Source organism: Streptomyces sp. NPDC126503, from assembly GCF_040302405.1.
GTDB classification, from domain to species: domain Bacteria; phylum Actinomycetota; class Actinomycetes; order Streptomycetales; family Streptomycetaceae; genus Streptomyces; species Streptomyces gulbargensis.
The window spans coordinates 195616-219189 of the sequence record NZ_JBEORS010000007.1 but is presented as its reverse complement, the minus strand read 5'-3'; the positions used below and the strand labels follow the sequence as shown (position 1 = coordinate 219189).

At 71.2% G+C, this 23574-nt stretch carries 20 protein-coding genes and 1 pseudogene; 13 read left to right on the top strand and 8 right to left on the bottom strand.

What is annotated here, in order from left to right:
• Positions 1-49 precede the first annotated feature (49 nt).
• Positions 50-1558 carry an L-arabinose isomerase gene (araA, locus tag ABTY40_RS12455; protein ID WP_352059497.1) on the top strand — a complete coding sequence of 503 codons (1509 nt, stop codon included), beginning with the start codon at positions 50-52 and terminating at the stop codon, positions 1556-1558.
• Positions 1559-1617: 59 nt separating this feature from the next.
• Entirely contained in the window at positions 1618-2331 is a 714-nt protein-coding gene (gene araD / locus ABTY40_RS12450) for an L-ribulose-5-phosphate 4-epimerase AraD (RefSeq protein WP_352059496.1), read from the top strand.
• Between the two features lie 71 nt (positions 2332-2402).
• Here the strand turns inward: araD and ABTY40_RS12445 are convergent, their stop codons facing one another.
• The 4 genes from ABTY40_RS12445 to ABTY40_RS12430 form a co-directional block, all read right to left on the bottom strand.
• The gene (locus tag ABTY40_RS12445; RefSeq protein WP_352059495.1) at positions 2403-3785 is read right to left on the bottom strand and encodes an endo-1,4-beta-xylanase; all 1383 of its coding nucleotides are present in this window, start codon (positions 3783-3785) and stop codon (positions 2403-2405) included.
• 478 nt (positions 3786-4263) lie between these two features.
• Positions 4264-5718 (bottom strand): glycoside hydrolase family 43 protein, encoded by a 1455-nt coding sequence (locus ABTY40_RS12440; protein WP_352059494.1) that lies wholly within the window; start codon positions 5716-5718, stop codon positions 4264-4266.
• Complete coding sequence (locus ABTY40_RS12435; protein ID WP_352059493.1) at positions 5715-7934, bottom strand: beta-glucosidase; 2220 nt, start codon at positions 7932-7934, stop codon at positions 5715-5717. The genes ABTY40_RS12440 and ABTY40_RS12435 overlap by 4 nt, the downstream gene beginning before the upstream one ends.
• Positions 7935-7943: 9 nt before the next feature.
• On the bottom strand, positions 7944-8957 hold the full coding sequence (locus tag ABTY40_RS12430; protein ID WP_352059492.1) for a LacI family DNA-binding transcriptional regulator: 1014 nt from the start codon (positions 8955-8957) through the stop codon (positions 7944-7946).
• A gap of 233 nt (positions 8958-9190) precedes the next feature.
• Between ABTY40_RS12430 and ABTY40_RS12425 the strand changes: the two genes are divergently transcribed.
• The 9 genes from ABTY40_RS12425 (at position 9191) to ABTY40_RS12385 (ending at position 18991) form a co-directional block, all read left to right on the top strand.
• Positions 9191-10483 carry an extracellular solute-binding protein gene (locus ABTY40_RS12425; RefSeq protein ID WP_352059491.1) on the top strand — a complete coding sequence of 431 codons (1293 nt, stop codon included), beginning with the start codon at positions 9191-9193 and terminating at the stop codon, positions 10481-10483.
• Entirely contained in the window at positions 10476-11465 is a 990-nt protein-coding gene (locus ABTY40_RS12420) for a carbohydrate ABC transporter permease (protein WP_502990555.1), read from the top strand. The genes ABTY40_RS12425 and ABTY40_RS12420 overlap by 8 nt, the downstream gene beginning before the upstream one ends.
• Positions 11462-12292 carry a carbohydrate ABC transporter permease gene (locus ABTY40_RS12415; protein WP_352059490.1) on the top strand — a complete coding sequence of 277 codons (831 nt, stop codon included), beginning with the start codon at positions 11462-11464 and terminating at the stop codon, positions 12290-12292. Before ABTY40_RS12420 ends, ABTY40_RS12415 begins: the two co-directional genes overlap by 4 nt.
• Positions 12293-12382: 90 nt before the next feature.
• On the top strand, positions 12383-13771 hold the full coding sequence (locus ABTY40_RS12410; protein WP_352059489.1) for a glycoside hydrolase family 30 protein: 1389 nt from the start codon (positions 12383-12385) through the stop codon (positions 13769-13771).
• A 25-nt stretch (positions 13772-13796) separates the two neighbouring features.
• On the top strand, positions 13797-14894 hold the full coding sequence (locus ABTY40_RS12405) for an endo-1,4-beta-xylanase (RefSeq protein ID WP_352059488.1): 1098 nt from the start codon (positions 13797-13799) through the stop codon (positions 14892-14894).
• Positions 14891-15937, top strand: coding sequence for a Gfo/Idh/MocA family protein (locus ABTY40_RS12400; protein WP_352059487.1), 1047 nt, complete (start codon positions 14891-14893; stop codon positions 15935-15937). The genes ABTY40_RS12405 and ABTY40_RS12400 overlap by 4 nt, the downstream gene beginning before the upstream one ends.
• The gene (locus tag ABTY40_RS12395) at positions 15934-16794 is read left to right on the top strand and encodes a DUF6807 domain-containing protein (protein WP_352059486.1); all 861 of its coding nucleotides are present in this window, start codon (positions 15934-15936) and stop codon (positions 16792-16794) included. Before ABTY40_RS12400 ends, ABTY40_RS12395 begins: the two co-directional genes overlap by 4 nt.
• Entirely contained in the window at positions 16791-17522 is a 732-nt protein-coding gene (locus ABTY40_RS12390) for a cupin domain-containing protein (protein ID WP_352059547.1), read from the top strand. Before ABTY40_RS12395 ends, ABTY40_RS12390 begins: the two co-directional genes overlap by 4 nt.
• A complete protein-coding gene (locus ABTY40_RS12385) occupies positions 17519-18991 on the top strand; it encodes a non-reducing end alpha-L-arabinofuranosidase family hydrolase (protein ID WP_352059485.1) in 1473 nt (490 codons plus the stop codon). Before ABTY40_RS12390 ends, ABTY40_RS12385 begins: the two co-directional genes overlap by 4 nt.
• A 51-nt stretch (positions 18992-19042) precedes the next feature.
• On the opposite strand, the gene ABTY40_RS12380 is transcribed toward ABTY40_RS12385, so the two are convergent.
• The 4 genes and pseudogenes from ABTY40_RS12380 to ABTY40_RS12365 form a co-directional block, all read right to left on the bottom strand.
• On the bottom strand, positions 19043-19456 hold the full coding sequence (locus tag ABTY40_RS12380; RefSeq protein ID WP_352059484.1) for a hypothetical protein: 414 nt from the start codon (positions 19454-19456) through the stop codon (positions 19043-19045).
• A gap of 215 nt (positions 19457-19671) precedes the next feature.
• Positions 19672-19926 (bottom strand): alpha/beta fold hydrolase, encoded by a 255-nt coding sequence (locus ABTY40_RS12375; protein WP_352059553.1) that lies wholly within the window; start codon positions 19924-19926, stop codon positions 19672-19674.
• A gap of 53 nt (positions 19927-19979) precedes the next feature.
• Positions 19980-20531 (bottom strand): annotated as a pseudogene (locus ABTY40_RS12370) (alpha/beta fold hydrolase); the annotation flags it as partial.
• A 116-nt stretch (positions 20532-20647) separates the two neighbouring features.
• On the bottom strand, positions 20648-22156 hold the full coding sequence (locus tag ABTY40_RS12365; RefSeq protein ID WP_352059483.1) for a DUF4246 domain-containing protein: 1509 nt from the start codon (positions 22154-22156) through the stop codon (positions 20648-20650).
• Between the two features lie 214 nt (positions 22157-22370).
• Between ABTY40_RS12365 and ABTY40_RS12360 the strand changes: the two genes are divergently transcribed.
• Both ABTY40_RS12360 and ABTY40_RS12355 read left to right on the top strand, forming a co-directional pair.
• The gene (locus ABTY40_RS12360; RefSeq protein WP_352059482.1) at positions 22371-22661 is read left to right on the top strand and encodes a hypothetical protein; all 291 of its coding nucleotides are present in this window, start codon (positions 22371-22373) and stop codon (positions 22659-22661) included.
• A gap of 355 nt (positions 22662-23016) precedes the next feature.
• Entirely contained in the window at positions 23017-23352 is a 336-nt protein-coding gene (locus ABTY40_RS12355) for an alpha-amylase inhibitor (protein WP_352059481.1), read from the top strand.
• Positions 23353-23574 lie beyond the last annotated feature (222 nt).

Here is a 23574-nt window from a genome sequence, read left to right as displayed (position 1 = left end):
CCGCACCGGCCCGACCCCTTCGCCCCAGCACCTCCGAGGAGCACCCGACATGACGCTCGCCCCGCCCGACCGCGAGATCTGGTTTCTCACCGGCAGCCAGGCCCTCTACGGCGACGACACCCTCGCCCAGGTCGCCGACCAGTCCCGCGCCCTCTGCGACACCCTCGCCGGCCAGGCCCGGCTGACCGTCCGCCTCGTGTGGAAGCCGGTCCTCACCGACGCGGCCGCCATCCGCGCGGTCTGCCTGGAAGCATCCGCCGACGACCGCTGCGTCGGCCTGATCGCCTGGATGCACACCTTCTCCCCGGCCAAGATGTGGATCGCCGGCCTGGACGCCCTGAGCAAGCCGCTGCTGCACCTGCACACCCAGGCCAACCGCCAACTGCCGTGGTCCACCATCGACATGGACTTCATGAACCTGAACCAGGCCGCCCACGGCGACCGCGAGTTCGGCTTCGTCCAGACCCGCCTCGGTGTCCCGCGCAAGACCGTGGCCGGTCACGTCTCCGACCCCGTCGTCGTCGAGCGCATCGCCGGATGGGCCCGCGCCGCCGTCGGCCGGTCCGAGCTGACCACCCTCAAACTCGCCCGCTTCGGCGACAACATGCGCGACGTCGCCGTCACCGAGGGCGACAAGGTCGAGGCGCAGCTGCGGTTCGGGGTCTCGGTCAACACCTACGGCGTCAACGACCTCGTCGCCGCCGTCGACGCCGCCCCCGAGGACACCGTCTCCTCCCTCGTCAAGGAGTACGAGGAGCTCTACGCCCTCGCGCCCGAGCTGCGGCCCGGCGGTGAACGCCACGACTCCCTGCGGTACGCGGCCCGCATCGAAGCCGGACTGCGGACCTTCCTCACGAAAGGCGGTTTCCGCGCCTTCACCACCAACTTCGAGGACCTCGGGGGCCTGCGCCAGCTGCCCGGGCTCGCCGTGCAGCGCCTGATGGCGGACGGCTACGGTTTCGGCGGCGAAGGTGACTGGAAGACCGCGACCCTGCTGCGCACCCTGAAGGCGATGGCCCACGGCCTGCCGGGCGGCACCTCCTTCATGGAGGACTACACCTACGACCTCACACCCGGTCAGGAGCTGATCCTGGGCGCCCACATGCTCGAGGTTTGCCCCTCCCTCACGACGGGGACGCCGTCCTGCGAGATCCATCCGCTCGGCATCGGCGGACGTGAGGACCCGGTCCGCCTCGTCTTCGACGCGGACCCCGGGCCGGCCGTCGTCGTCGGCCTCGCCGACATGGGCGAGCGGTTCCGCCTCGTGGCCAACCGCATCGACGTCGTCGCCCCGCCCGAGCCGCTGCCCCGGCTCCCCGTCGCCCGAGCCGTCTGGCGCCCCCGCCCCGACCTGCGCACCTCGACCGAGGCGTGGCTCACGGCCGGAGCACCGCACCACACCGTGCTGACCACCGCCCTCGGCGGTGAGGAACTCGACGACCTCGCCGAGATGCTGCGCACCGAACTCGCCGTGATCGACGAGGACACCACCATCCGGCGCTTCACGCGCGAGCTGCGCTGGAACCAGGCGTACCACCGTCTGGCCCAGAGCCTGTGAACACCCCCGCCGCTGCCGCCCCCATCGCCGCGTCCACCCCCACCAGGAGGGAGCCCTCCGTGAGCACCGCCGTGTCCGACGAACTGCGCCGAGAGGTCCTGGAGGCCAACCTCCGCATCCCCCGCGCCGGCCTGGCCACCCTCACCTGGGGCAACGTGAGCGGTGTGGACCGGCAGGCCGGCGTCTTCGTCATCAAGCCCTCGGGCGTGGCCTACGACGTCCTGCGCGAGGAGGACCTGGTCGTGGTCTCGCTGTCCGACGGCAGCGTGGTGGAAGGCCATCTGCGGCCGTCCACCGACACGGAGACGCACCGGAGCCTCTATCTGGCCTTCCCCTCCATCGGAGGCGTGACCCACACGCACTCCACCCACGCCGTCGCGTTCGCCCAGGCCCGGCGCCCCATACCGGTGCTCGGCACGACCCACGCGGACACCTTCAACGGTCCCGTCCCCGTCACCGAGGCGCTGACCCCCGAGCAGTGCGCCACGGATTACGAGTACCACACCGGTCAGGTCATCGTGGACCTGCTGGACGGTGACGACGCCCGGGCCAGGGAAGTGCCCGGCGCGCTCGTCGCCCACCACGGCCCCTTCACCTGGGGCGCGGACGCCACCGCGTCCCTGGAGCACGCGATCATCTGCGAGGCGGTGGCCGAGATGGCCCTCCACACCATCGCCCTGGGGACGGTCGAACCTCCGCGGCACGTCCTGGACCGCCACTACACACGCAAGCACGGGCCGGACGCCTACTACGGCAACCCCCGCTCCACATGACCCGCTCCGGGCGCGACCGCACCCGCCGCTCCGGGGGGAGCGACGGGTGCGGTCCCGGGTGCGGAGCGGGGTCAGGAACGGGTCCAGCGCTGGTTGGTGCCGTTCCAGCAGGAGTAGAGCTGGATCAGGGTGCCGTTGGCGGTCCCGTTGGCGGCGGCGTCGAGGCAGAGGCCCGACTGGACACCGACGATGGATCCGTCGGAGTTGAGGCGCCACTTCTGGTTGTCGCCGCCCCAGCAGCTGTAGATCTGCACCTTGGCGCCGTTGGCGGTGCCGGCGGCGTCCAGGCACTTGTCGCCGTAGACCCGGAGTTCACCCGCGGCGGTGTAGGTCCACTGCTGGTTGGTACGGCTGTTGCAGTCCCACAGCTGGATCTGCGTGCCGTCGGCCGTACCGGCTCCGGGCACGTCCAGACAGCGGCCCGAGGCGACGCCCCTGATCGGTCCGGAGCCGGGGGAGGGGGTCGGAGGCGGTGTGGGGGAGACGGCGTTGAGCGCGCTGAGGACGGAGGCGTACGCGGGCTTCTTGCTGCCGTCGCCGTTGAACAGCAGCGGCGTGTGCTCCGCCCGCCACGAGTCGGTGTCGCGCACGCCCCAGACGGTGATGCCGACGCAGCGCGGGACGGCCAGGCAGTCGTTGACCACGTTGGCGTACGTGGTCGGCGAGGCGCCCTGGATGTCGAGTTCGGTGACGGCCACGTCGACGCCGAGGGCGGCGAAGTTCTGCAGCGTGGTGCGGAAGTTGCTGTGGTAGGGGCTGTCGTTGTTGAAGTGGGACTGGAAGCCGACGCAGTCGATGGGTACACCGCGCTGCTTGAAGTCGCGCACCATGGCGTACATGGCCTGCGTCTTGGCCCAGGTCCAGTTCTCGACGTTGTAGTCGTTGTAGCAGAGCTTGGCGGCCGGGTCGGCGGCGCGCGCGGTACGGAAGGCGACCTCGATCCAGTCGTTGCCGGTGCGCTGCAGGTTGGAGTCGCGCCGGGCGCCCGAGGTGCCGTCGACGAAGGCCTCGTTCACGACGTCCCACTGGGTGATCTTGCCCTTGTAGTGGGCCATCACGCCGTTGATGTGGTTGATCATGGCCTGGCGCAGCGCGCCGCCGCTGAGGTTCTGCATCCAGCCGGGCTGCTGGGAGTGCCAGGCCAGCGTGTGGCCCCGCACCTGCTTGCCGTTCTGGACCGCCCAGTTGTAGACACGGTCGCCGGCGGTGAAGTTGAACTGCCCCTGCTGGGGCTCGGTGGCGTCGATCTTCATCTCGTTCTCGGCGGTCACCGAGTTGAACTCGCGGTTCGCGATCGAGGTGTACGTCGTGTCGTTGAGCCGCCCCGAGGCGATGGCGGTGCCGAAGTACCGGCCGCTCTGCGCCGCCGCGCGGCCGAGCGTGTCCTCGGCGGCGTACGAGGCCGGCGGTGCCACCAGCACGGTGGCGGAGCCCAGGAAGCCGACGCCGCGCACAGGCTGCCGATTCTGCGGCGGACGGTGGGCGGGGAAAGGGTGGGTGAACGCATGAAGGAACCTCCAGGACGGAAATCACGCGGCGAGGGGAATGCGGCGGAGAAAATCCGCTTCCGCGGCGTCCGCGTCCAGGGAAAAAGGACGCGTGCCGCCAGGGCGCGGCCCGGTCGAGGCCGGGCGCCGTGGGGCAGACAAAAGGTCTGGCACCGCTTCGGAATTCAGTCTGGAAATACCGCAGGGGCATGTCAACGGTTTCGGAGAATTTCGAGGACGGGATCCTCCTGAGGCGGCCTTCGGGGGATTTCCTTTGCTCGCATCTCCTCGAAAATATTTCGACGGGGAGCGCCGCTGAGCTGGATTTTCGCGCGCAGGGGGCGACGGCGTAACTGCCGGCGCATGCGTCGCCGGACGCACCGAAGGCCTCGCGGAGGAACATTTCCCCGGGGCGAGGAATCCTCCCCGGAGGGCACCGCCACGGTCAGGACGATTCCCGCCGGTCGGGATACGTGAGGTCGAACCACGGGAAATGGGCGTGGCCGGTGGACGGGCGGCCGTGCGACGTGGCGTACACGCCGAGCTGGACCCCGGTGAACAGCGGGGTGAGGAAGGTGGCGTCGACGGTGGCCAGGTCCTGCCAGGCGCCGCCGTGCGCCGCGTAGGCGAAGGTGTGGCGGAAGCCGCGGATGCGTACCCCCAGACGGACGGGGCCCGGGGGGACGGGAACGCCGGCCAGGACGTCGGGCCCCCGTCGGAGGGCGAGTCCCCCGGCGGTCCGAAGGAGGAGCAGGTGGGTGTCGTCGTCGCGGACGACGGCGAGGCCCGCCTGTTCGTCCGGTGCGGCGGGGGTGAAGCGCAGTTCGGTGGAGACGTCGCAGTCGGGCTGCTCCTGGGGACGGACCAGGAGGGACGGGGTCGCGCGCTCACCGAGGCGCTCGGGGCGGAGCCGGAGGCGCAGCCCGTCGCCGGTGGTCCAGAACCGCGTGCGGGGGGTGCCCAGGGTGTTCCAGTCCGCGGAGAGGGAGGCGAAGTCGTCGTGGACGGGGCGGCGGAGGCCGGTGTGGACGACGGGGGAGAAGACCGGCCGGCCGTCGCTCCAGGTGACCCGGGCGAGGAACGTCTCGCGGCCGACGGCGGAGCCCGGCCGGACGCCGAGCAGGACGGCTCGCCAGTCGCCGTACGGGGTGCGGACGAGGTCGGCGTGCCCGGTGCGGGTGACCGGGCCCTCCGCGACGGGAGGCAGCACCGGGTTGCCGGGAACACCCCGGTAGGGGCCGGTCACACGCTCGGAGCGGGCGGCGACCACGCTGTGCTCCGCCTCGGTGCCGCCCTCGGCGGTGAGCAGCAGGTAGGTGCCGCCGATCCGGTAGAGGTGCGGGGCCTCCGACCAGCGGGCGCCCGGGCGGCTTCCCCGCCACAGGACGTACTCGGGCCCCGTGAGCCGCCGTTCGCGGGGAAGGTAGGCACGCATCCAGATCTCGGTGCGGCCCGCCGCCTCGTCCAGGACGCGGGCGGCGGTGAACCACGCCCGGCCGTCACCGTCCGGCCCGTCGTCGAAGAACAGCGACGGGTCGAAGCCCTCGCCCTCCAGCCAGTGCGGCCGTGACCACGGCCCCGCCGGGTCGGTCGCCGTGACGACGAAATGGCCGGGGCCGTCCATCAGCGTGCAGACGAGGTGGAAGAGTCCGTCATGGTGCCGGATCGTCGGGGCGAACAGGCCCCGCGAGGGTCCGCGTCCGGTGAGGTCGAGCTGGGACGGCCGGTCGAGCGCGGAACCGAGGCGCCGCCAGTTCACGAGGTCGCGGCTGTGGAACACGGGAAGGCCCGGGAACCATTCGAAGCTGGACGTCACCAGGTAGTAGTCCGCCCCCACCCGGCAGACGGACGGGTCGGGGCGGAACCCGGGCAGCACGGGATCGCCCGAGAACGCGCTCATGGCAGCGGGACGATCTCGACCGGCACGGACAGCACCCGGTCGGCCCCCGGGTGCCGTACGGGGCCCCGCAGAGTGAAGGAGCCCTGGAGCGGCAGGTCACCGCTGGACCGTCCCACGGCCACGCCGATCTCCCCGGGTTCCACTCTTCTGCGCAGGTCCACCCCGGTGAACGAGGTCCGGTCGGCATGGACGGAGAAGGTGACCCGGGCGGCCGCGCCCGGTTGCAGCTCCACCCTGCCGAAGCCGGCCAGCCACCGCTGCGGCCGGACGACGGACGCCTCGGGGTCCGAGAGGTACAGCTGGACCACCTCCGTGCCGGCGACCTCGCCGACGTTGCGCACGGTGACCGCGACACAGACGGTTCCGTCCGTCGCCGCGACGGGATCCACCGCGAGGTCCGCGTAGTCGAAGCGGGTCCAGCTGAGCCCGTGGCCGAACGGGAACAGCGGAGTCGGGTCCACCGAGCTCCAGTCGGTGGGTCCGGCGAGCCGCGAACGCAGGTAGGTGCCGGGCTGGCCGCCGGCCCGGCGGGGGAGGGAGACGGGCAGCCGCCCGGACGGCTCCGCCGCCCCGCTGATGATCCGGGCCAGCGCCGTCCCGCCCTCCTCACCGGGGAAGAAGGCCTGGATCACGGCCGACGCCCGCTCGGCCAGGGAGCCGAGCGCGTAGGGCCGCCCGGAGACGAGGACCAGGACGGTCGGTACCCCGGAGTCGAGCACGGCGGAGGCGAAGGCGGCCTGGTCGCCGGGCAGATCGAGGGTCTCGGCGTCGCAGCCCTCTCCCGAGGTCCCCCGGCCGAACATGCCGGCCCGGTCACCGAGCATCAGCACGTTCACCTCCGGATCGTCCGCGGTGACCGTGAACCCGGCGGCGGACAGCGCCTCCCCCAGCGTCGGGATCTCCACGCCGGGGTCACCGGGCAGCGCGACGTGGTTGGGGAAGGAGTAGCAGCCGAGGAAGGACTGCGGATCGTCGGCGTACGGCCCGAGGACCGCGACCCGGCACGGCCGCAGCGGCAGGACGCCGTCGTTGGCGAGCAGCACGGTGGACCGTTCGGCCAGCAGCCTGGCCAGCGCCCGGTTCTCCGGCGGGTCGAGGTCGACCGGCGCGGGCTCGACGGGCTCCCAGCCGGGGTCGAGCAGGCCCAGTTCGGCCTTCTGCAGCAGGACGCGTTCCGCGGCCCGGTCGACGAGCTCCTCGGACACGCTCCCCGCCCGCACGAGCGCGGTCAGCGGCTCGCCGTAACAGCGGGCCGTGGGCAGTTCCACGTCGATTCCGGCGGTCAGCGCCAGCGCGCCGGCCGCGCCGCGCGAACCGGTGACGCCGTGCCGGGTCTCCAGGAAGGAGACGGAGTAGTAGTCGGCGACCACGACCCCGCCGAATCCCAGCTCGCCCCTGAGCAGATCGGTCAGCAGCCGCTCGTCGGCGGCCACCGGGACGCCGTCCACGTCGGTGTAGCTGTTCATCACCGACCGGGCGCCGCCCTCGCGCAGCGCCCGTACGAAGGGCTCCACCAGCACGTCGGCGAACTCGCGGGGTCCCGAGGAGACCGGGGCCATGTTCCGGCCGCCGCGCGAGGCCGAGTACCCGGCGAAGTGCTTGAGCGTCGCCACGACGCCGGCGCCTTCCAGGCCCTGGACGTACGCCGTGCCGATCGCCCCCACCAGACAGGGGTCCTCGCCGATGCACTCCTCGGTCCTGCCCCACCGGTAGTCGCGGACCACGTCGAGCACCGGCGCCAGCCCCTGGTGGACGCCGACCCGCCGCATCCCGGCGCCGATCGCCGCGGCCATCCGGCGTACGAGTCCGGGATCGAAGGAGGCTCCCCAGGCGAGCGGCCCGGGGAACACCGTCGCGCCGAACGTCATGAACCCGGTCAGGCACTCCTCGTGCGCGACCGCCGGAATGCCGAACCGGCCGGACCCGGTCACCTGCCGCTGGAGCGAGGCGAGCCGCTCCATGCCGGCTTCCGCGGTGACCGGGGCGGTGCCGAACACCCGGGTGAGCTGACCGAGCCCATGGGCCACGATGTCGTCCAGGCCGGGCGCGGACTCGCCGGAGTCGTCCTCCATCGGCGCGACGGGCGCTCCCGGATCCGAGGGCAGCGCCCAGAAACCGGCGAGCTGCCCCATCTTCTCCTCCAGCGTCATCCGTCCCAGCAGATCGGCGACGCGCACCGGCGCGGGCAGGAGGGGGTCACGCCAGGGCTCGTTCAAGGGGTTCTCCTAGGGACGAGGCGGGGCGGTGGAGAGCCGGACCTTCAGTTCGGTCGAGAGCTCCATCCGCGGGCTGACCAGGGGCTGGCCCTCCAGGAGCTGGAAGAGGGTGCGGGCGGCGACCCGGCCCATCTCCTCCAGCGGCTGGCGCACCGTGGTCAGCGGCGGTGACAGCCATTGGCACATCGGCAGGTCGTCGAAGCCGACGACGCTGAGGTCCTGAGGAATGCTCAGTCCGCCCTGCCGGGCCGCCTCGTAGACGCCCATCGCCTGCTGGTCGCTGCCGGCGAAGACGGCGGTCGGCGGCTCGGAAAGGGCCAAGAGCTCCTGGGCGCGCCGGAATCCGCCTTCGTGCTGGAAGTCGCCGAACCGGATCAGGTCGCGGTCGACCTCGATCCCGGCCCGCTCCAGGGCGGCCCGGTACCCGTCGATGCGGGCCTGGCTGCAGAGCATCTCCTTGCGTCCGCCGATCGCGGCGATCCGGCGGTGCCCGAGTTCCAGCAGGTGCTCGGTGGCGGCGAGACCGCCGGCCCAGTTGGTCGCTCCCACGCTCGGCACGGCGTTGCCGGGCAGGTCGATCGGGTCGATGACGACCAGCGCCACCCCGGCCCGCTCGACCTGGGCGCGCTGGGCGCGGGTGACCGAGGCGGTGACCAGGATGACGCCGTCGCTGTGGTGCAGGACCGGCAGGGCGGTCCAACTGGACGGCGTCGCCTCGCCCGGCGGGACGAGCGACACGACGGTGCCGACGCTCCGCTGGGCGCACTCGGCCTCGACGCCGCGCAGGATCTCCACCGCCCACGCGCTGTCCAGCCCGCCGATGATCAGATCGACGAGACCCGACCTGCGGGCCCTGCCCTGCCGGCCCGGCGGAAGGTAGTTGTGCGCGTGCAACAGACCCTCGATCCGTTCGCGGGTCGAGGGTGCGACGTCGGAGCGGCCGTTGATCACCTTGGACACGGTGGCCTGGGACACCCCCGCTTCCGCGGCGATGACGGCCAGGGTCGGACGCTGTTCGCTCAACTTCTCTCCTCTGCGCGGTGCCTTCGGCCGGCGACAGGTATCGCAAACTTTCGATGAGTTTCCGGGCGGCCCGACCTGCTTGTCAACCCTGCGAACACCCGGGCTCCCAGAGATAATTCGGTGCGAGGCCTTGACCGCTCAGCCACACGTTCCTAGTTTGTGGCAGCACGCAATTCGAGAGTATTTCGAAACATTTTCGGGCACGAAACGGCATTCCCCACCCCGGAGGTCCCATGGCCAGCACCCTCCCGAGCCGACGAAGCTTCCTGGCGCTCTCGGGCCTGTCCGCCCTGTCCGTCTCCCTCACCGCGGCCTGCGGAACCGGCGGCTCCGGTGGCGGGCCGGCGGCCGACGGCACGGTGTCCCTCGCGTGGTGGAACATCGCGACGACGGAACCGGGCAAGTCCCTCTTCCCGCAGATCTCCACGGCGTTCACGGCCGCGCACCCGAACATCGTGATCAAGACGACCTCGTTGGAGAACGAGGCGTTCAAGTCCAAGCTGACCGCCACCACTTCCTCGGGAAAACTTCCCGACGTCTTCCAGACCTGGGGCGGCGGCGTGCTGCGGCAGCAGGCCGAGGCGGGACTGGTCGAGGACCTCACCGACCTCCTCGACTGGTCGTCCGAACTCACCCCGGTCTCTCTGGAGGCGTACCAGTTCGACGGCCGGACCTACGCGGTGCCCTACGACATCGGCATGGTGGGCTTCTGGTACAACAAGAAACTCTTCGCCAAGGCCGGGATCACCGCGCCACCGGCCACCTGGGCCGAACTCCTCGAAGACGTCAGGAAGCTCAAGGCGGCCGGCGTCACGCCGATCGCCCTCGCGGGCAAGGAGAAGTGGCCGGGCCACTACTACTGGGCCTACCTCGCGATGCGCGTGGCCGGTCTCCCCGCCCTGCAACAGGCCGCCACCACCAAGGACTTCACCGGAGCCGGATTCGTCCGGGCGGGCGCCCACCTCAAGGAGCTGGTGGACCTCCAGCCGTTCCAGCCGGCCTTCCTCGGCGCCGGCTACGCCACGCCCGGCGGGCAGGCCGCGACCATGGGCAACGGCAAGGCAGCCATGGAGCTGATGGGGCAGTGGGGTCCTTCGGTGCAGAAGGACGCGGGCGCCGACCTCGGGGCGGACCTGGGCTTCTTCCCCTTCCCGACCGTGGACGGCGGCGCGGGCCGGGCCACCGAGGTGTTCGGCGGCGGCGGGGGCTTCGCGCTGCGCAAGGGCGCCCCGAAGGAGGCGCTGGACTTCCTGAAGTTCTTCGTCCTGGAGAACGAGCCGAAGCTGCTGGCCTCCAACGGCTACCTGCCGGTGGTCAAGGGCGCGGAGAGCCTCCTCACCGACGCCAACAAGAAGGTGGTGGCCGCCAGCCTGGCCAAGGCGACGGGCTTCCAGCTCTTCCTGGACCAGGCCTACCCGCCGGCGGTCGGCCAGGAGGTCAACGACAGCGTCGCCGACCTCATCGCGGGCAGGAAGACGCCCGAGCAGGTCACCGCGTCGATCACCGAGGCTGCGCAGGGTGCCTAGCTCCGAGACCACCCTCACGAAGGAGCGGACGGTGACGACCGCGCCGCCGCACCCGCCCGCACCGGTCCGGTCACTTCCGCGCGCGTGGGGGGACTGGGCCTCGGTCGCGTGGTTCCTCGCCCCGGCTCTGGTCCTCTTCCTCGTCTTCGTCCTCGCCCCGATCGTCGTCGCCGTCTACACCGGCTTCTTCAAGTGGGGCGGGATCGGCCCCCTGGACGACTTCGTCGGCTTCGCCAATTACACCAAACTCTTCGACGACCAGGTCTTCCTCGGCGATCTGGGGCGCGGCCTGTACCTGATCGTCCTGTCCGTCACGGTCCAGTTGCCGTTCGCCCTGTTCACCGCGGTCCTGCTCAACCAGAGGCTGCGCGGCCGGGCCGTCTACCGGATGCTGTTCTTCGCGCCGTACATCCTCTCCGAAGTGGTCACGGCGGTCCTCTTCACGATGATCTTCCTGCCCGGTGCCGGCATGGCCGACCACCTGGTGGGGCTCGTGGGCCTGGAGGGGCTGCAGGGCAGGTGGCTCGCCGATCCCTCGACGGTCATGCCGACCCTGTTCGTGGTCATGATCTGGAAGTACTTCGGCTTCCACATGATGCTCTTCCTCGCCGGACTGCAGAGCATCCCGTCCGAGATCCTCGAGGCCGCGGCCATCGACGGCGCCGGCGCCTGGCAGCGCTTCCGGCACGTGACGCTGCCGCTGCTCGGCCCGACGATCCGGATCAGCGTCTTCCTTTCGATCATCGGCTCCATCCAGCTGTTCGACCTCGTCTGGGTCATGACCGCGGGCGGGCCCAACCATTCCTCCGAGACGATGGCGATCGCGATGTTCCAGTTCGGGTTCAAGCGGTACCAGGTCGGTTATGCCAGTGCGATCAGCGTGGCGCTGTTCATGATCAGCCTGGTCTTCTCCCTCTTCTACCAGCGTTACGTGCTCCGCCGTGACCTGAGCGGGGCCGTCACCGTGGGAGGCGGCCGATGAACGCCCGCAGGGCGGCACGCGGACTGTCGCTGCACGCCGTGGTCTGGTTGATCGCCGCGTTCGTCGCCGTACCGCTGATCTACGCGGTGATCTCCGGGTTCAAGAGCACCGGCGAGCTCACGACGAACCCCTTCGGACTCCCGGAGCGGTGGCGGGTCGGCAACTACACGGGCATTCTCGGCGACGGGATGTTCTGGCGGCAGATCGCCAACAGCGCGGGCATCGCGATCGGCACGGCGTTCTGCACGGTCGCGGCCTCCGCGATGGCGGCCTTCGTGCTCGCCCGCTACACCTTCCGGGGCAGGGAGCTGTTCTACACGCTGTTCACGATCGGGCTGATGTTCCCGTTCGCCGTGGCCGTCCTGCCGCTCTTCCTCATGCTGCGCACCTTCGGCCTGCTCGACCATCCGCTCGGGGTGATCCTCCCGCAGGCGGCCTTCGGACTCCCGATGACGATCGTCATCCTGCGCGGCTTCTTCCGGACGATCCCGGCGGAGATCGAGGAGGCGGCCATCGTGGACGGCTGCGGCAAGTTCCGCTTCTTCTGGAAGATCCTGCTGCCGATGGCGCGCCCGGCGCTCGGCACGGTCTCGGTGCTGGCGATCGTCGCGAGCTGGAACAACTTCTTCCTGCCGCTGCTGGTGTTCAACGATCCGAAATGGCAGACGATCCCGGTCGGCGTCCAGCAGTTCCAGGGCCAGTACTCGACCGACTACGCCCTCGTCCTCGCCTACATCGTGCTCGCCATGGTCCCCGCGCTCGCGTTCTACGCCGTCGCCGAACGCCAGTTGATCGGCGGCCTCACGGCGGGCGCCACCAAGGGCTGACCCGCCCCGTACGACCTCCACCTCCAGGAGATCCGTACGACCGCCACCCCCCGAGGAGACCCGCGTGCCCTCCACCCCCGAGGAGACTCCGTGAAACGACTGACCGCGCTGACCGCCGGCGTTTTGTTAGCGCTAACATCACCGTCGGCCGCCACCCCCGCGGCGGACCCCCCGCGCCCCGTCGTCGACTTCCGCGCCGCACTCCAGCCCATCGACGGATTCGGCTTCTCCATGGCCTTCCAGCGGGCCGACCTGCTCGCCGGCGCGCGCGGCCTCAGCCCCGCCAAGCGGCGCGAGGTCCTCGACCTGCTGCTCAGCAAGGAGAAGGGCGCCGGCCTGTCGATCCTGCGCCTGGGCATCGGGTCGTCGACCGACCGGGTCTACGACCACATGCCGACGATCCTCCCCACCGACCCGGGCGGGCCGGACGCCACGCCGAAGTACGTCTGGGACGGCTGGGACGGCGGCCAGGTCTGGCTCGCCAAGGAGGCCAAGGCGTACGGCGTCAAGCGGTTCTTCGCCGACGCCTGGAGCGCCCCCGCCTTCATGAAGACGAACAAGAACGAGAACGACGGCGGCGAGCTGTTGCCCGAATGGCGGCAGGCCTACGCGAACTACCTCGTCCAGTACGCCAAGTTCTACAAGAGGGAAGGCATCGACATCACCGACCTCGGGTTCACCAACGAACCCGACTGGACGGCGACGTACGCCTCGATGCGCTTCACCCCGCAAGCGGCCGTCGACTTCCTCAAGGTGCTCGGTCCGACCGTCCGCGCCTCCGGCCTCAGGACCGGCATCGTCTGCTGCGACGCCGCGGGCTGGGACCGGCAGGTCGCCTTCACCGAGGCCATCGAGGCGGACCCGGAGGCCGACAAGGCCGTACGGACCATCACCGGCCACCGCTACAGCGGCCCGACCACGGTCCCGCAGCCCACCGACAAGCGCGTCTGGATGTCCGAATGGTCGCCGGACGGCACCACCTGGAACGAGAACTGGGACGACGGCAGCGGCTACGACGGCCTCACCGTCGCCGCCGACATCCAGAACACCCTGACCGTCGGCAACGCCAACGCCTACGTCTACTGGACCGGCGCCTCCCTCGGCACCACCCGGGGGCTCATCCAGCTCGCCAACCCCGGCGACGACTACCGCGTGTCCAAGCGGTACTGGGCCCTGGCCGCCTTCAGCCGGTTCATCCGCCCCGGCGCCGTCCGCGTACCGGTCACGCACACCGACCCGGCCCTGAGCGTCACCGCCTTCCGCAACACCGACGGCAGCCGCGTCATCGAGATCCTCAACACCGCGACCACCGAGAAGACCGCCGACTTCACCCTCCGCGGCGGACACGACCGGCACCCCGAGGGCTACGTCACCGACGAGACCCGCTCGATCACCCCGGCCGAAGTCGCCACCACGCGCGGCACCACCCTCACGGCCAAGCTCGCCCCCCGCGCGCTCACCACGATCGTTCTCGACTGATCCGCCACCACCCGAGGAGCCATCCATGTCCATGTCCCGGTCCATGTCCCGGCATCTCGTCGCCCTGTCCGCGGCCGTCTGCGTGGCGGCCGGCCTCGCCGCCACGCCCGCGACCGCGGAACCCGCGAGCAAGGAATCCGCGACCGCGCAGTCCGCGGCCGCCAAGCCCCGCCCCAAGACGCTCGGCGAACTGGCCAGGAAGCACCACAAGTACTTCGGCTCCGCCACCGACAACCCCGAGTTCACCGACGCCGCCTACCTGAAGCTCCTCGGCAGCGAGTTCGGCCAGACCACCCCGGGCAACGCCATGAAGTGGTACGCCACCGAACCCGAGCCCGGCGTCTTCGACTTCACCGCCGCCGACGAGGTCATGGCCTTCGCCAAGGCCCACCACCAGAAGGTCCGCGGCCACACCCTCGTCTGGCACAGCCAGCTCCCCGCCTGGCTCACCGACCGCGCCTGGACCGCCGAGGAGCTGCGCCCCGTCCTCAAGAACCACATCCAGACGGTGGCACGCCACTACAAGGGCAAGGTGATCCACTGGGACGTCGTCAACGAGGCCTTCAACGAGGACGGCACCTACCGCGAGTCGGTCTTCTACAAGACGCTCGGCCCCGGCTACATCGCCGACGCCCTGCGCTGGGCCCACGAGGCCGACCCGCACGCCAAGCTCTACCTCAACGACTACAACGTCGACGGCATCAACGCCAAGAGCGACGCCTACTACCGCCTCGTCAAACAGCTGAAGGCCGACGGCGTCCCGATCGAGGGCTTCGGCCTCCAGGGCCACCTGGCCCTCCAGTACGGCTACCCCGCCGGCATCAAGGAGAACATCCAGCGCTTCGCCGACCTCGGGGTCGACGTCGCGATCACCGAACTCGACATCCGCATGGAGCTCCCGGCGACCCCCGAGAAGCTCGCCACCCAGGCCACCTGGTACGCCGACTACGTACGGGCCTGCCTGGCGGTCAGGAAGTGCGTCGGCATCACCCTCTGGGACTACACGGACAAGTACTCGTGGATCCCCGCCGTCTTCCCCGGGGAGGGCGCCGCACTGCCCTACGACGAGGACCTGAGGCCCAAGCCCGCCTACCACGCCATCAGGAAGGTGCTGGGCGGATGATACGTACGGCGATCGTCGGTACCGGCGGGATCGCGGGCATCTGCCACGTGCCCGCGCTGCGGACGCAGGCCCACCGGGCCGTGCTCGTAGCGGCCGTCGACGTGGACGCGACGCGTGCCGAAGCCTTCGCGGCCGAGCACGGCATCCCCGCGGTCTACACCGACCTGCGCACGATGCTCCAGGAGCAGAACCCGGACCTCGTGCACCTGTGCACCCCGCCCTACCTGCACGCCGAACAGGCCGTCACCTGCCTGGAGTCGGGGGCATGGGTGTGGTGCGAGAAGCCGGTGGCCCTGTCGCTGGCCGAGCTCGACCGGATCCACGCCGCCGAGGGTCCCGCCGCCGCGGGCGCGGTGTTCCAGCACCGGTACGGCCCGGGGGCCCGCCACCTCCGCGACCGGATCGCGGCCGGGGCCCTGGGCCGCCCACTGGTGGCGCAGTGCGTCACGGCGTGGTACCGCGACGACGCCTACTACGGCGTGCCCTGGCGCGGCACCTGGCGGAGCGAGGGCGGTGGTCCGACGCTGGGCCACGGCATCCACCAGATGGACCTGATGCTCCACACGCTCGGCGCCTGGGCCGAGGTGCGCGCGATGGCCGGCCGCCTCGACCGCGACGTCCAGACCGAGGACGTGTCCGCGGCCCTGGTCCGGTTCGAGAACGGAGCCATCGCCACCGTCGTCAACAGCGTCCTCTCCCCGCGCGAGGAGAGCTACCTGCGGTTCGACCTCACCGACGGCACGGTCGAGCTGCGCCATCTGTACGGCTACGCGCCGACGGACTGGACCTTCACCGCCCGGTCGCCCGGCGTGACGTGGGAACCGCCGGACGGCCCGCCCAGTTCGCACGCCGCCCAGCTCGCGGACCTCCTGGACGGTTACGAGGCCGGGATCCGGCCCGACCTCGGCAGGCCCACGATGGAACTGGTCACCGCCCTCTACAAGGCCGCGATCACCGGCCGGCCCGTCCGGCGCGGCGAGATCGACGCGGCCGACCCGTTCTACGCCTCGCTCAACGGCGGCCGCCCGGAGGTGTTCCGATGACGTTCACCCTCCGGGGAGCCGAGGACTCCCTGACCGTCCGGGCGCGCGGGGTCGACCTCTTCCGCTACGTCCACCGGCCGGTCATGGACCCCTTCGAGGCGCCGAAACCCTACCTGCATCCGGTGCGCACGCTCGCCGGTGACGTGGTCACCGGCTACCGGCCGCACGACCACCGGTGGCACAAGGGCATCCAGATGACGGCCTCATGGGTGTCCGGTCAGAACTTCTGGGGCGGCGGCACCTATCTGCGCGGACAGGGCTACGTCGACCTGCCGAACCTCGGCACGATGCGCAGCCTCGCCCTGTCCGCCGAGTCGGGCCACGGGCGCGCCGTGATCACCGAGGACCTGGCCTGGCACACGAGCGCGGGGGAGCACTGGATCGACGAGCGCCGCACCCTGACCGCACGCGACGCCGAGACCGACTGCTGGACCCTGGAGGTGACCACCGCGCTGACCAACGTCCACGGCGCCACCCTGACCTTCGGCAGCCCGGGTACCCAGGGCAGAGAACTCGCCGGATACTCCGGACTCTTCTGGCGGGGCCCACGGGACTTCACCGGCGGCGAGGTGATCGGGCCCGCGATGGGCGAGAAGGGCGACTGGCTGGCCTTCACCGGCAGCCACGACGAGGTCGACCGCTCCTCCACGCTCCTGTTCCTGGACGATCCGGACACCCCCGGCCGCTGGTTCGTCCGCAGTGAACCCATCCCCGCCGTCAACCCGTCCCTGGCGTTCGACGAGGAGCTGACCCTGGCCCCGGGCGCCACCCTGGCCCGCCGCTACCGGATCGTCGTGGCCGACGGCGCGTGGACCCGCGCGCGCCTGGCCCGCCACGTCGAGGAACACCCGTGGTGACCCCGCTCCCCGGCGGCGTCGGGCTCTCCGGGCTGACCGTGTACGACTGGGAGGCCGCCGACGGGCTGCGCGGCGGCACGCCCCACATGCACCTCGTCTGCTCCGAGGCCTATGTCGTCACCGGCGGCGAGGGCAGCGTCCAGACCCTCACCGCCACCGGCTTCGCCTCGACCCCGCTGCGCCCCGGCGACGTCGTCCGGTTCACCCCCGGAACGATCCACCGCCTCGTCAACGCCGGGGGCTTGCGCCTGGTCGTGCTCATGCAGAACGGCGGCCTCCCCGAGGCGGGCGACGCCGTCCTCACCTTCCCCGCCCCGGTACTGGCCGATCCCGAGGCCTACCGGGCGGCGGCCACCCTGACCGGTGACCACGCGGCGGCGGCGCGCCGGCGCCGCGATCTGGCGATCGAGGGATTCCTGGCCCTGCGCGAGGGAGGGCTGCGGGAGTTCCACACCGCGGCCCACCGCCTGAAGAGGGACCTCCTGGACGACTGGCGGACCCGCTGGCGGGCCGGCTCCCTGGCAGCGGCCGCCGAGACCGGCCGTCAGCTGGAGCGCCTGCGGGCCGGGGACCTCTCCCACCTCGATCACGGCGAAGTGGCGCGGCTGAAGCGCCCCGAGGAACCGGTCTTCGGCATGTGCGGCCTCCTCCGACCCTGTTCCGTCCCCGTCCCCGTCGACGTCTCCGACCCCACCCACCCCCCTCACCCGAAGGAGCTCTCCCGATGAGATTTCGCCATCCACCCCTGGTCCTGAGTCTGGTCCTGGCGGTCCTGTCGTCCCTGCTGCTCGGGGCGTCTCTCCTCACCGCCCCGCCCGCCGCCGCCGCGACGGTCGACACCAACGCCTGGTACGTGCTCGTCAACCGCACCAGCGGCAAGGCCCTGGACGTCTACAACCTGGCCACCAACGACGGGGCCCGCATCACCCAGTGGACCAGGAACGACCAGAACCAGCAGCAGTGGCAGTTCGTCCCCTCCGGCGACGGCTACTACCGCGTCAAGTCCCGCCACTCCGGCAAGGTCCTGGACGTCCAGAACGGTTCCACCGCCAACGGCGGCGCGATCGTCCAGTGGACCGACCTGAACCGAACCAACCAGCAGTGGCGGCTCGCCGACAGCGCGGACGGTCACGTACGGCTCGTCGCACGCCACAGCGGCAAGGCACTCGAAGTCCAGGGCGGCTCCACCGCCGACGGCGCGAACGTCGTCCAGTACGACGACTGGGGCGGCGCCAACCAGCAGTGGAAACTCGTCATGGTCGGCGGCGGCACCCCCGGCACCTGTGCCCTTCCCTCGACGTACCGCTGGTCGTCGACGGGCCCGCTGGCGCAGCCCAAGCCGGGATGGGCCTCGCTCAAGGACTTCACCGTCGCCCCCCACAACGGCAAGCACCTCGTCTACGCGACCACGCACGGCGCCGCGGGAACGGGAGCGGGCTGGGGCTCGATGAACTTCACCCCGTTCACCGACTGGTCGCAGATGGCCTCGACCGGCCAGAACGCGATGTCGACGTCCGTCGTCGCGCCCACGCTGTTCTACTTCGCACCGAAGAACATCTGGGTGCTCGCCTACCAGTGGGGCAGGTCCGCCTTCTCCTACCGGACGTCGACCGACCCCACGAACCCGAACGGCTGGTCGGCGGAGCAGGAACTCTTCTCCGGCAGCATCACCGGCTCGGACACGGGCCCCATCGACCAGACGCTCATCGCCGACGGGACGAACATGTACCTGTTCTTCGCCGGTGACAACGGCAAGATCTACCGGGCGAGCATGCCGATCGGGAACTTTCCGGGCAGCTTCGGCTCGTCGTACACAACGATCATGAGCGACACGAAGAACAACCTGTTCGAAGCCCCGCAGGTCTACAAGCTCCAGGGCCAGGACCGCTACCTCATGATCGTCGAGGCGATCGGTGCGCAGGGCCGCTACTTCCGCTCGTTCACGGCCACCAGTCTGAACGGCTCGTGGACGCCCCAGGCCGCGACCGAGGGCAACCCCTTCGCCGGCAAGGCCAACAGCGGCGCCACCTGGACCAACGACATCAGCCACGGCGAGCTGATCCGCACGAGCGCCGACCAGACCTTCACGGTCGACCCCTGCAACCTGCGGTTCCTCTACCAGGGCCGCGACCCCAACTCCGGTGGCGACTACGGCCAGTGGCCCTACCGGCCGGGCCTGCTGACCCTGCAGCGCTGACGGTGTGACAACGGCCCGCCTCTCCGCCCGGAGGGGCGGGCCGCTCGCTCCTCAGGCCGCGATGCGGAGCAGTACGGCGGCCAGCTGCCGCACCGCCCCCTCTGCCTCGGCGAACTGACCGGGTGTCGGGTGCGTGGTGTCGAAGTTCCGTCCGCCTCCCGACGGCAGGGCCCGCCAGTGGAGGACCGGCGAGAGTGCCTCGATGCAGGCGGCGAGGAACCACGCGAGACGACCGTGGGTGCGGGCCAGCGTGATCGCCAGCGCTGCCAGGACCTCGCGCAGGTGCGCCAGGCGTTCCAGGTCGGACAGCACCTCCTGGACACCGGCGGGGCCGACCGCCTCGTGGAGGCCGGTCGCCGCGGCGAACGCCAGATCCCGGTCGCCGCGCGTGAGGTCCCACACCTGCTCGCGGAGCTGCTGCTCCACCTCTTCGATCAGCGCTCCGACCGCCGCCTGTACTCCCATGCCCTCACGATATCGCCACAACCCGCGCCACAACTCCCCCTCGTCTTCACACGTGAGCGGTACGACCGCCGCGGCCGGACCCCTTCGGCGTACGGTCCGACGCGGAGGTCCCGCGGCGTGCCCGGTCCGTCGGCCGGGACCGCCTCGACGAGGCCCCGGTCTCGGCCTCGCGGCGGGGAAGAAACGCCACGGCCCCCGCCGCGAGGCCCTCACCGTCACGGGAAGCGCTTCGCGATCGCCGCCGCGATCGCGTGCGGCGCGTGCTCCTGGATGAAGTGCCGGGCGTGCGGCAGTTCGACGACCTCCAGGTCGGGGAAGGCGGCCCGCATCCGCGGGACGCAGGCGTTCGGACGGAACACCATGTCCCGCATCCCCCAGACCAGCAGCGCCGGCTTGCCGCCGAGCCGGGCGGGCACCTCCCGGGCGAGCCGCTCCAGGAGCGGGCGCGCGGCGCGGATCTCCTTGGGCATTCTGGCCAGCCCCGCCGGGCCTCGGGGGTCGGCTGCACCGCGCGGTAATGGCCGGCCTCGGCCGGGGTGAGCGTGCGCCCCAGTTCCGCGAGCAGCACGCGCTCCACGAGGACGTTCCGTTCGACGATCCGCCGTTGCAGAGGACGGCTCCCCATGATCGCGCCGAAGGCCCGGTTCGCCAGCGCGTCGACCGGCCAGAACACGGTGTTGCCGAGCACGATCCCCCTGACCCGGTCCGCGCGCCCGACGACCGCGCCCAGACCGATGGGGCCGCCCCAGTCGTGTCCCATCAGAACGACCTCGTCGAGCCGCAGGTGGTCGATCAGCTCCCCGAGGACCGCGGTGTGCTCCGCGACGGTGTAACCGAAGCCCGCGGGACGCTCGGACAGTCCGAAACCGAGGTGGTCGACGGCGACGCACCGGTACCGGTCGCGCAGGTCCTTCACGATGTGGCGGTAGAGGAAGCTCCACGCCGGAGCGCCGTGACAGAACAGGAGCGTCGGCCCGGTCCCCTCGTCGATGTAGTGGACCCTCCCGGCGGACGAGTCGAACCACCGTGACCGGAAAGGGTACAGACGCGCGTCCGGTACGAAGTCGATCAGCATGGGGCCCCCTCGCCTACCGGGCTCCAGGGTGTCCCGGTCCCGGCGCGCACGGCAACGACCGGCGTCAACCGTTCACAACCGGAACCCGGGACGACCGGAGCTCGGGACGGAGGGGGTCAGTGCTCGCAGAGGGAGAACTCCCGCTCGTAGAGCTGCTCGTTGTGTTCGTCCACGAAGAACTTGCGTTCCCGCATGAGCTGTTCGCGGAAGTCCTCGGCCTGTTCGAGCGTCATGGTCGAGGTGTCGGCCCAGGGCTGCTGGGGAGGCACGTCGGAGGTCGAGACGATCGTCTCCGACGGGTCGACCAGGAAGAACGCCAGGATCTTGCGGTGTCCCGGGCGGCCGGGATCCGCCAGGCGGAAGGAGCCGACCCGGTGCTGCAGGACGTTCGGGAAGGCCAGGCAGCGCCCCGCCGGGGTCGCGACCGATCCCAGCACCTGGTTCAGCGTGTCCTCGTTCTCCAGCCCGTAGACCTCGCGCACGCCGTTGTCGTCGTTCTGCTCGTACTCCGGGTCGTCGAGCGCCGCCCGGAATCCGAGGCGGCTCTCGGTGATGTTCTCGCTGTCCCAGTAGAAGATGCCGGTCGAGACGATCCGCTCGTTCAGCATCCCCTCGACGTGCCAGGAGCCGCCGGCGTACTCCGGCTTCTCGGGGGTGAGGTGCACGGTGGCGAGCTTCACGATGACCTGGAGGCGGCGGCCGCGCAGGTCGACGCGGGCCGAGGCACCGGGCGGCTCGGGCGCGGTGAAGGCGGGGGCGTCCGGGACCACCGGGCTGCGGTTCTCCCACCAGTCGTCCATGGCCGTTTCCCAGGCCCGGACGGCGTCCCGGTAGGCCGTGTCGTCGCCGTAGGCGGAGGCGTCCGGGCGCTCCGGCTCGGAGTCGTACCACCCGTAGGGGTCGGCCTCGATGCGCGGGGGCCGTGGGTGGCGCAGATCGGTGAGGACGTTCTCCAGGAGCGGCCGGAAACGCGCGAACACGTCCGGCAGGACGGAGAGCAGCGCGCGGTGCTTCTCGGGATGGACGTTGTTGACGTAAGAACGGAAGGTGGCCTCGCCGTCCTCACTGATGTCGACGTCGGTGGGCAGCCACTGGAACCTCTCCGAGAACTCGTACTTCGAGTAGTGGTTCGTCGGGTTCCGCCATGCCCGCTCGGGCTCGCCGCTCACCCCTCTGACGAGGCAGAACAGGGACGGGTGCACCAGATCCAGGACCTGCCCGCCGGATCCGGGATGCCAGTCCTTCTCCGCGTCGGGGACCTCTTCCAGCACCCTGACCGCCTCGCGCAGCCGCGACCTGAGCCCGTCGTCGACCAGGGTGTCCGACTGCCACACGCCGTCGACGCCGGACACCTCTATGCCGGTCCGCTCGTCCCGCAGCGCGGCGTAGTGCGCGAGTTCGGCGAGCACGTAACGGACCTGCGCCTCGGTGAGGCCCTGGTCGAGCGCCTCCCGCGTCCACCGGGCGACGATCCCGGCATCGTTGATCTTGTCGAACCACCCGGGCTTCTCCCGGATGTGCGCGCTGCACTGCGTCATCTGGCGCTCCCGCACCGTTCGGGGTGTCGCGAACGGCAGGGTGCGGGACGTGTGGAAGGGCAGCGGGAAGGCGGGCAGGCCAGACAACTCTCTTGGTCCTCCGAGTCGGTGTGCGGTGGCCGGAAGGATACGTGAGCGCGCCGACACCGACGCCGTGGCCCCGCGGCCGCCGGGCCCGGACACCGGACGCCCGGCACGGTCCGGTGACCGGATGCGGGCGGTTTCGTACGGCCACGGTTGACGGCCGCCCGGGCGGGCAGCCGGTCTGTGAGACACGTACGGAACCGAACGAGGAGCCCTGATGCAGAGCGCACCCGAGCCGGAACTGCCCGATCCCGTACCGGCCGACCCCGACGCGGTGACGCCGGACCTGCCCGCCCCGGGGCCGGAGGCACCCGACATACGGATCGCCCGGCGCGACCGGCCCCGGACCGAGGACGCCGAGGGGGACGCCGCCGAGGGTGACGACTCCGGGGACACGGCCGAGGAGGCGCCCGGGCACGACCAGGGACGGGAGGGGGCGGAGCGGCGCGACGACGGCAGGGCGGTCGCCGGCCCGGGCACCCCGGCGCCCCAGGAGCAGACCGGCTGACACGGGGTTCCCGGCCCGGCCCGGGCGGACGGAGTACGGGCCGGGCCGGAGCGGCGCGCGGTTGCGAACCGGTGAGACCCGGCCCCCGGGCCCCCTGTCCCCGCCCCTGGCCGGGGCCGTGCCCCGGACCTGCCCATGGCCGACGGAACTCGGCCATGGTGGAAGCGGTGGTCGACACCGATCGGGGGCTGGGAGATACCGGACATTCTCGGGCCTGTGGCACGTGTAGGCCCTGCATCTTCTTTCAGTGGGAAAAATGCCCGTTGACCTGCGGGTTACGCGGGCGGCACAGCAAGTGTCTGAAAATATTTGCAGCAACTTGCGGAAATTTCTTCCGGGCGCGGAGGATCAGGGCATGACGAACCGCATGAAGCACGGAGCGCGCCCCACAGCCCTCGCCGCCACCGTCGCGGCGGGCCTCCTGACGGCCCTGGCCACCGCCTCTCCGGCGACGGCCGCCGAGTCCGCCGCACCCGAGTGCGTGCAGTACCACCAGAGCTGGCGCTACACCGACGTGCACAACGGATGCGCCGAGACCGTCGCCGTCACGGTCGCGTACACGAACGGCCAGTGGGCGCCGTGCCGGGTCGTCGGGCCCGGCCAGTGGGCGACCTTCGCCGGATACGGCACCGACGGCAACTACGTGACCGGGCTGCGGACCTGCGACCCCGCCGCGACGAGCGGCACCTGATCCGGCCGGCTCCGCGTCCCGTTACGCCCCGTGCCTCCCTGAGCCGGCCTGATCCGAAAGAAAGACCCTGGCCGTCCGGCCTGATGCCGGGCCCTCCGCCCGCCCCGCGCGACGCGGCGGCGGGAAGCCCTCCCGTACGGCGGATCCGGGATCGCGGGTCTCCGGGATGGTCACCGTGCGGCCGGGGGCGCAGCATGGAGGGAGTTCAGCCGGTGGCGCCCT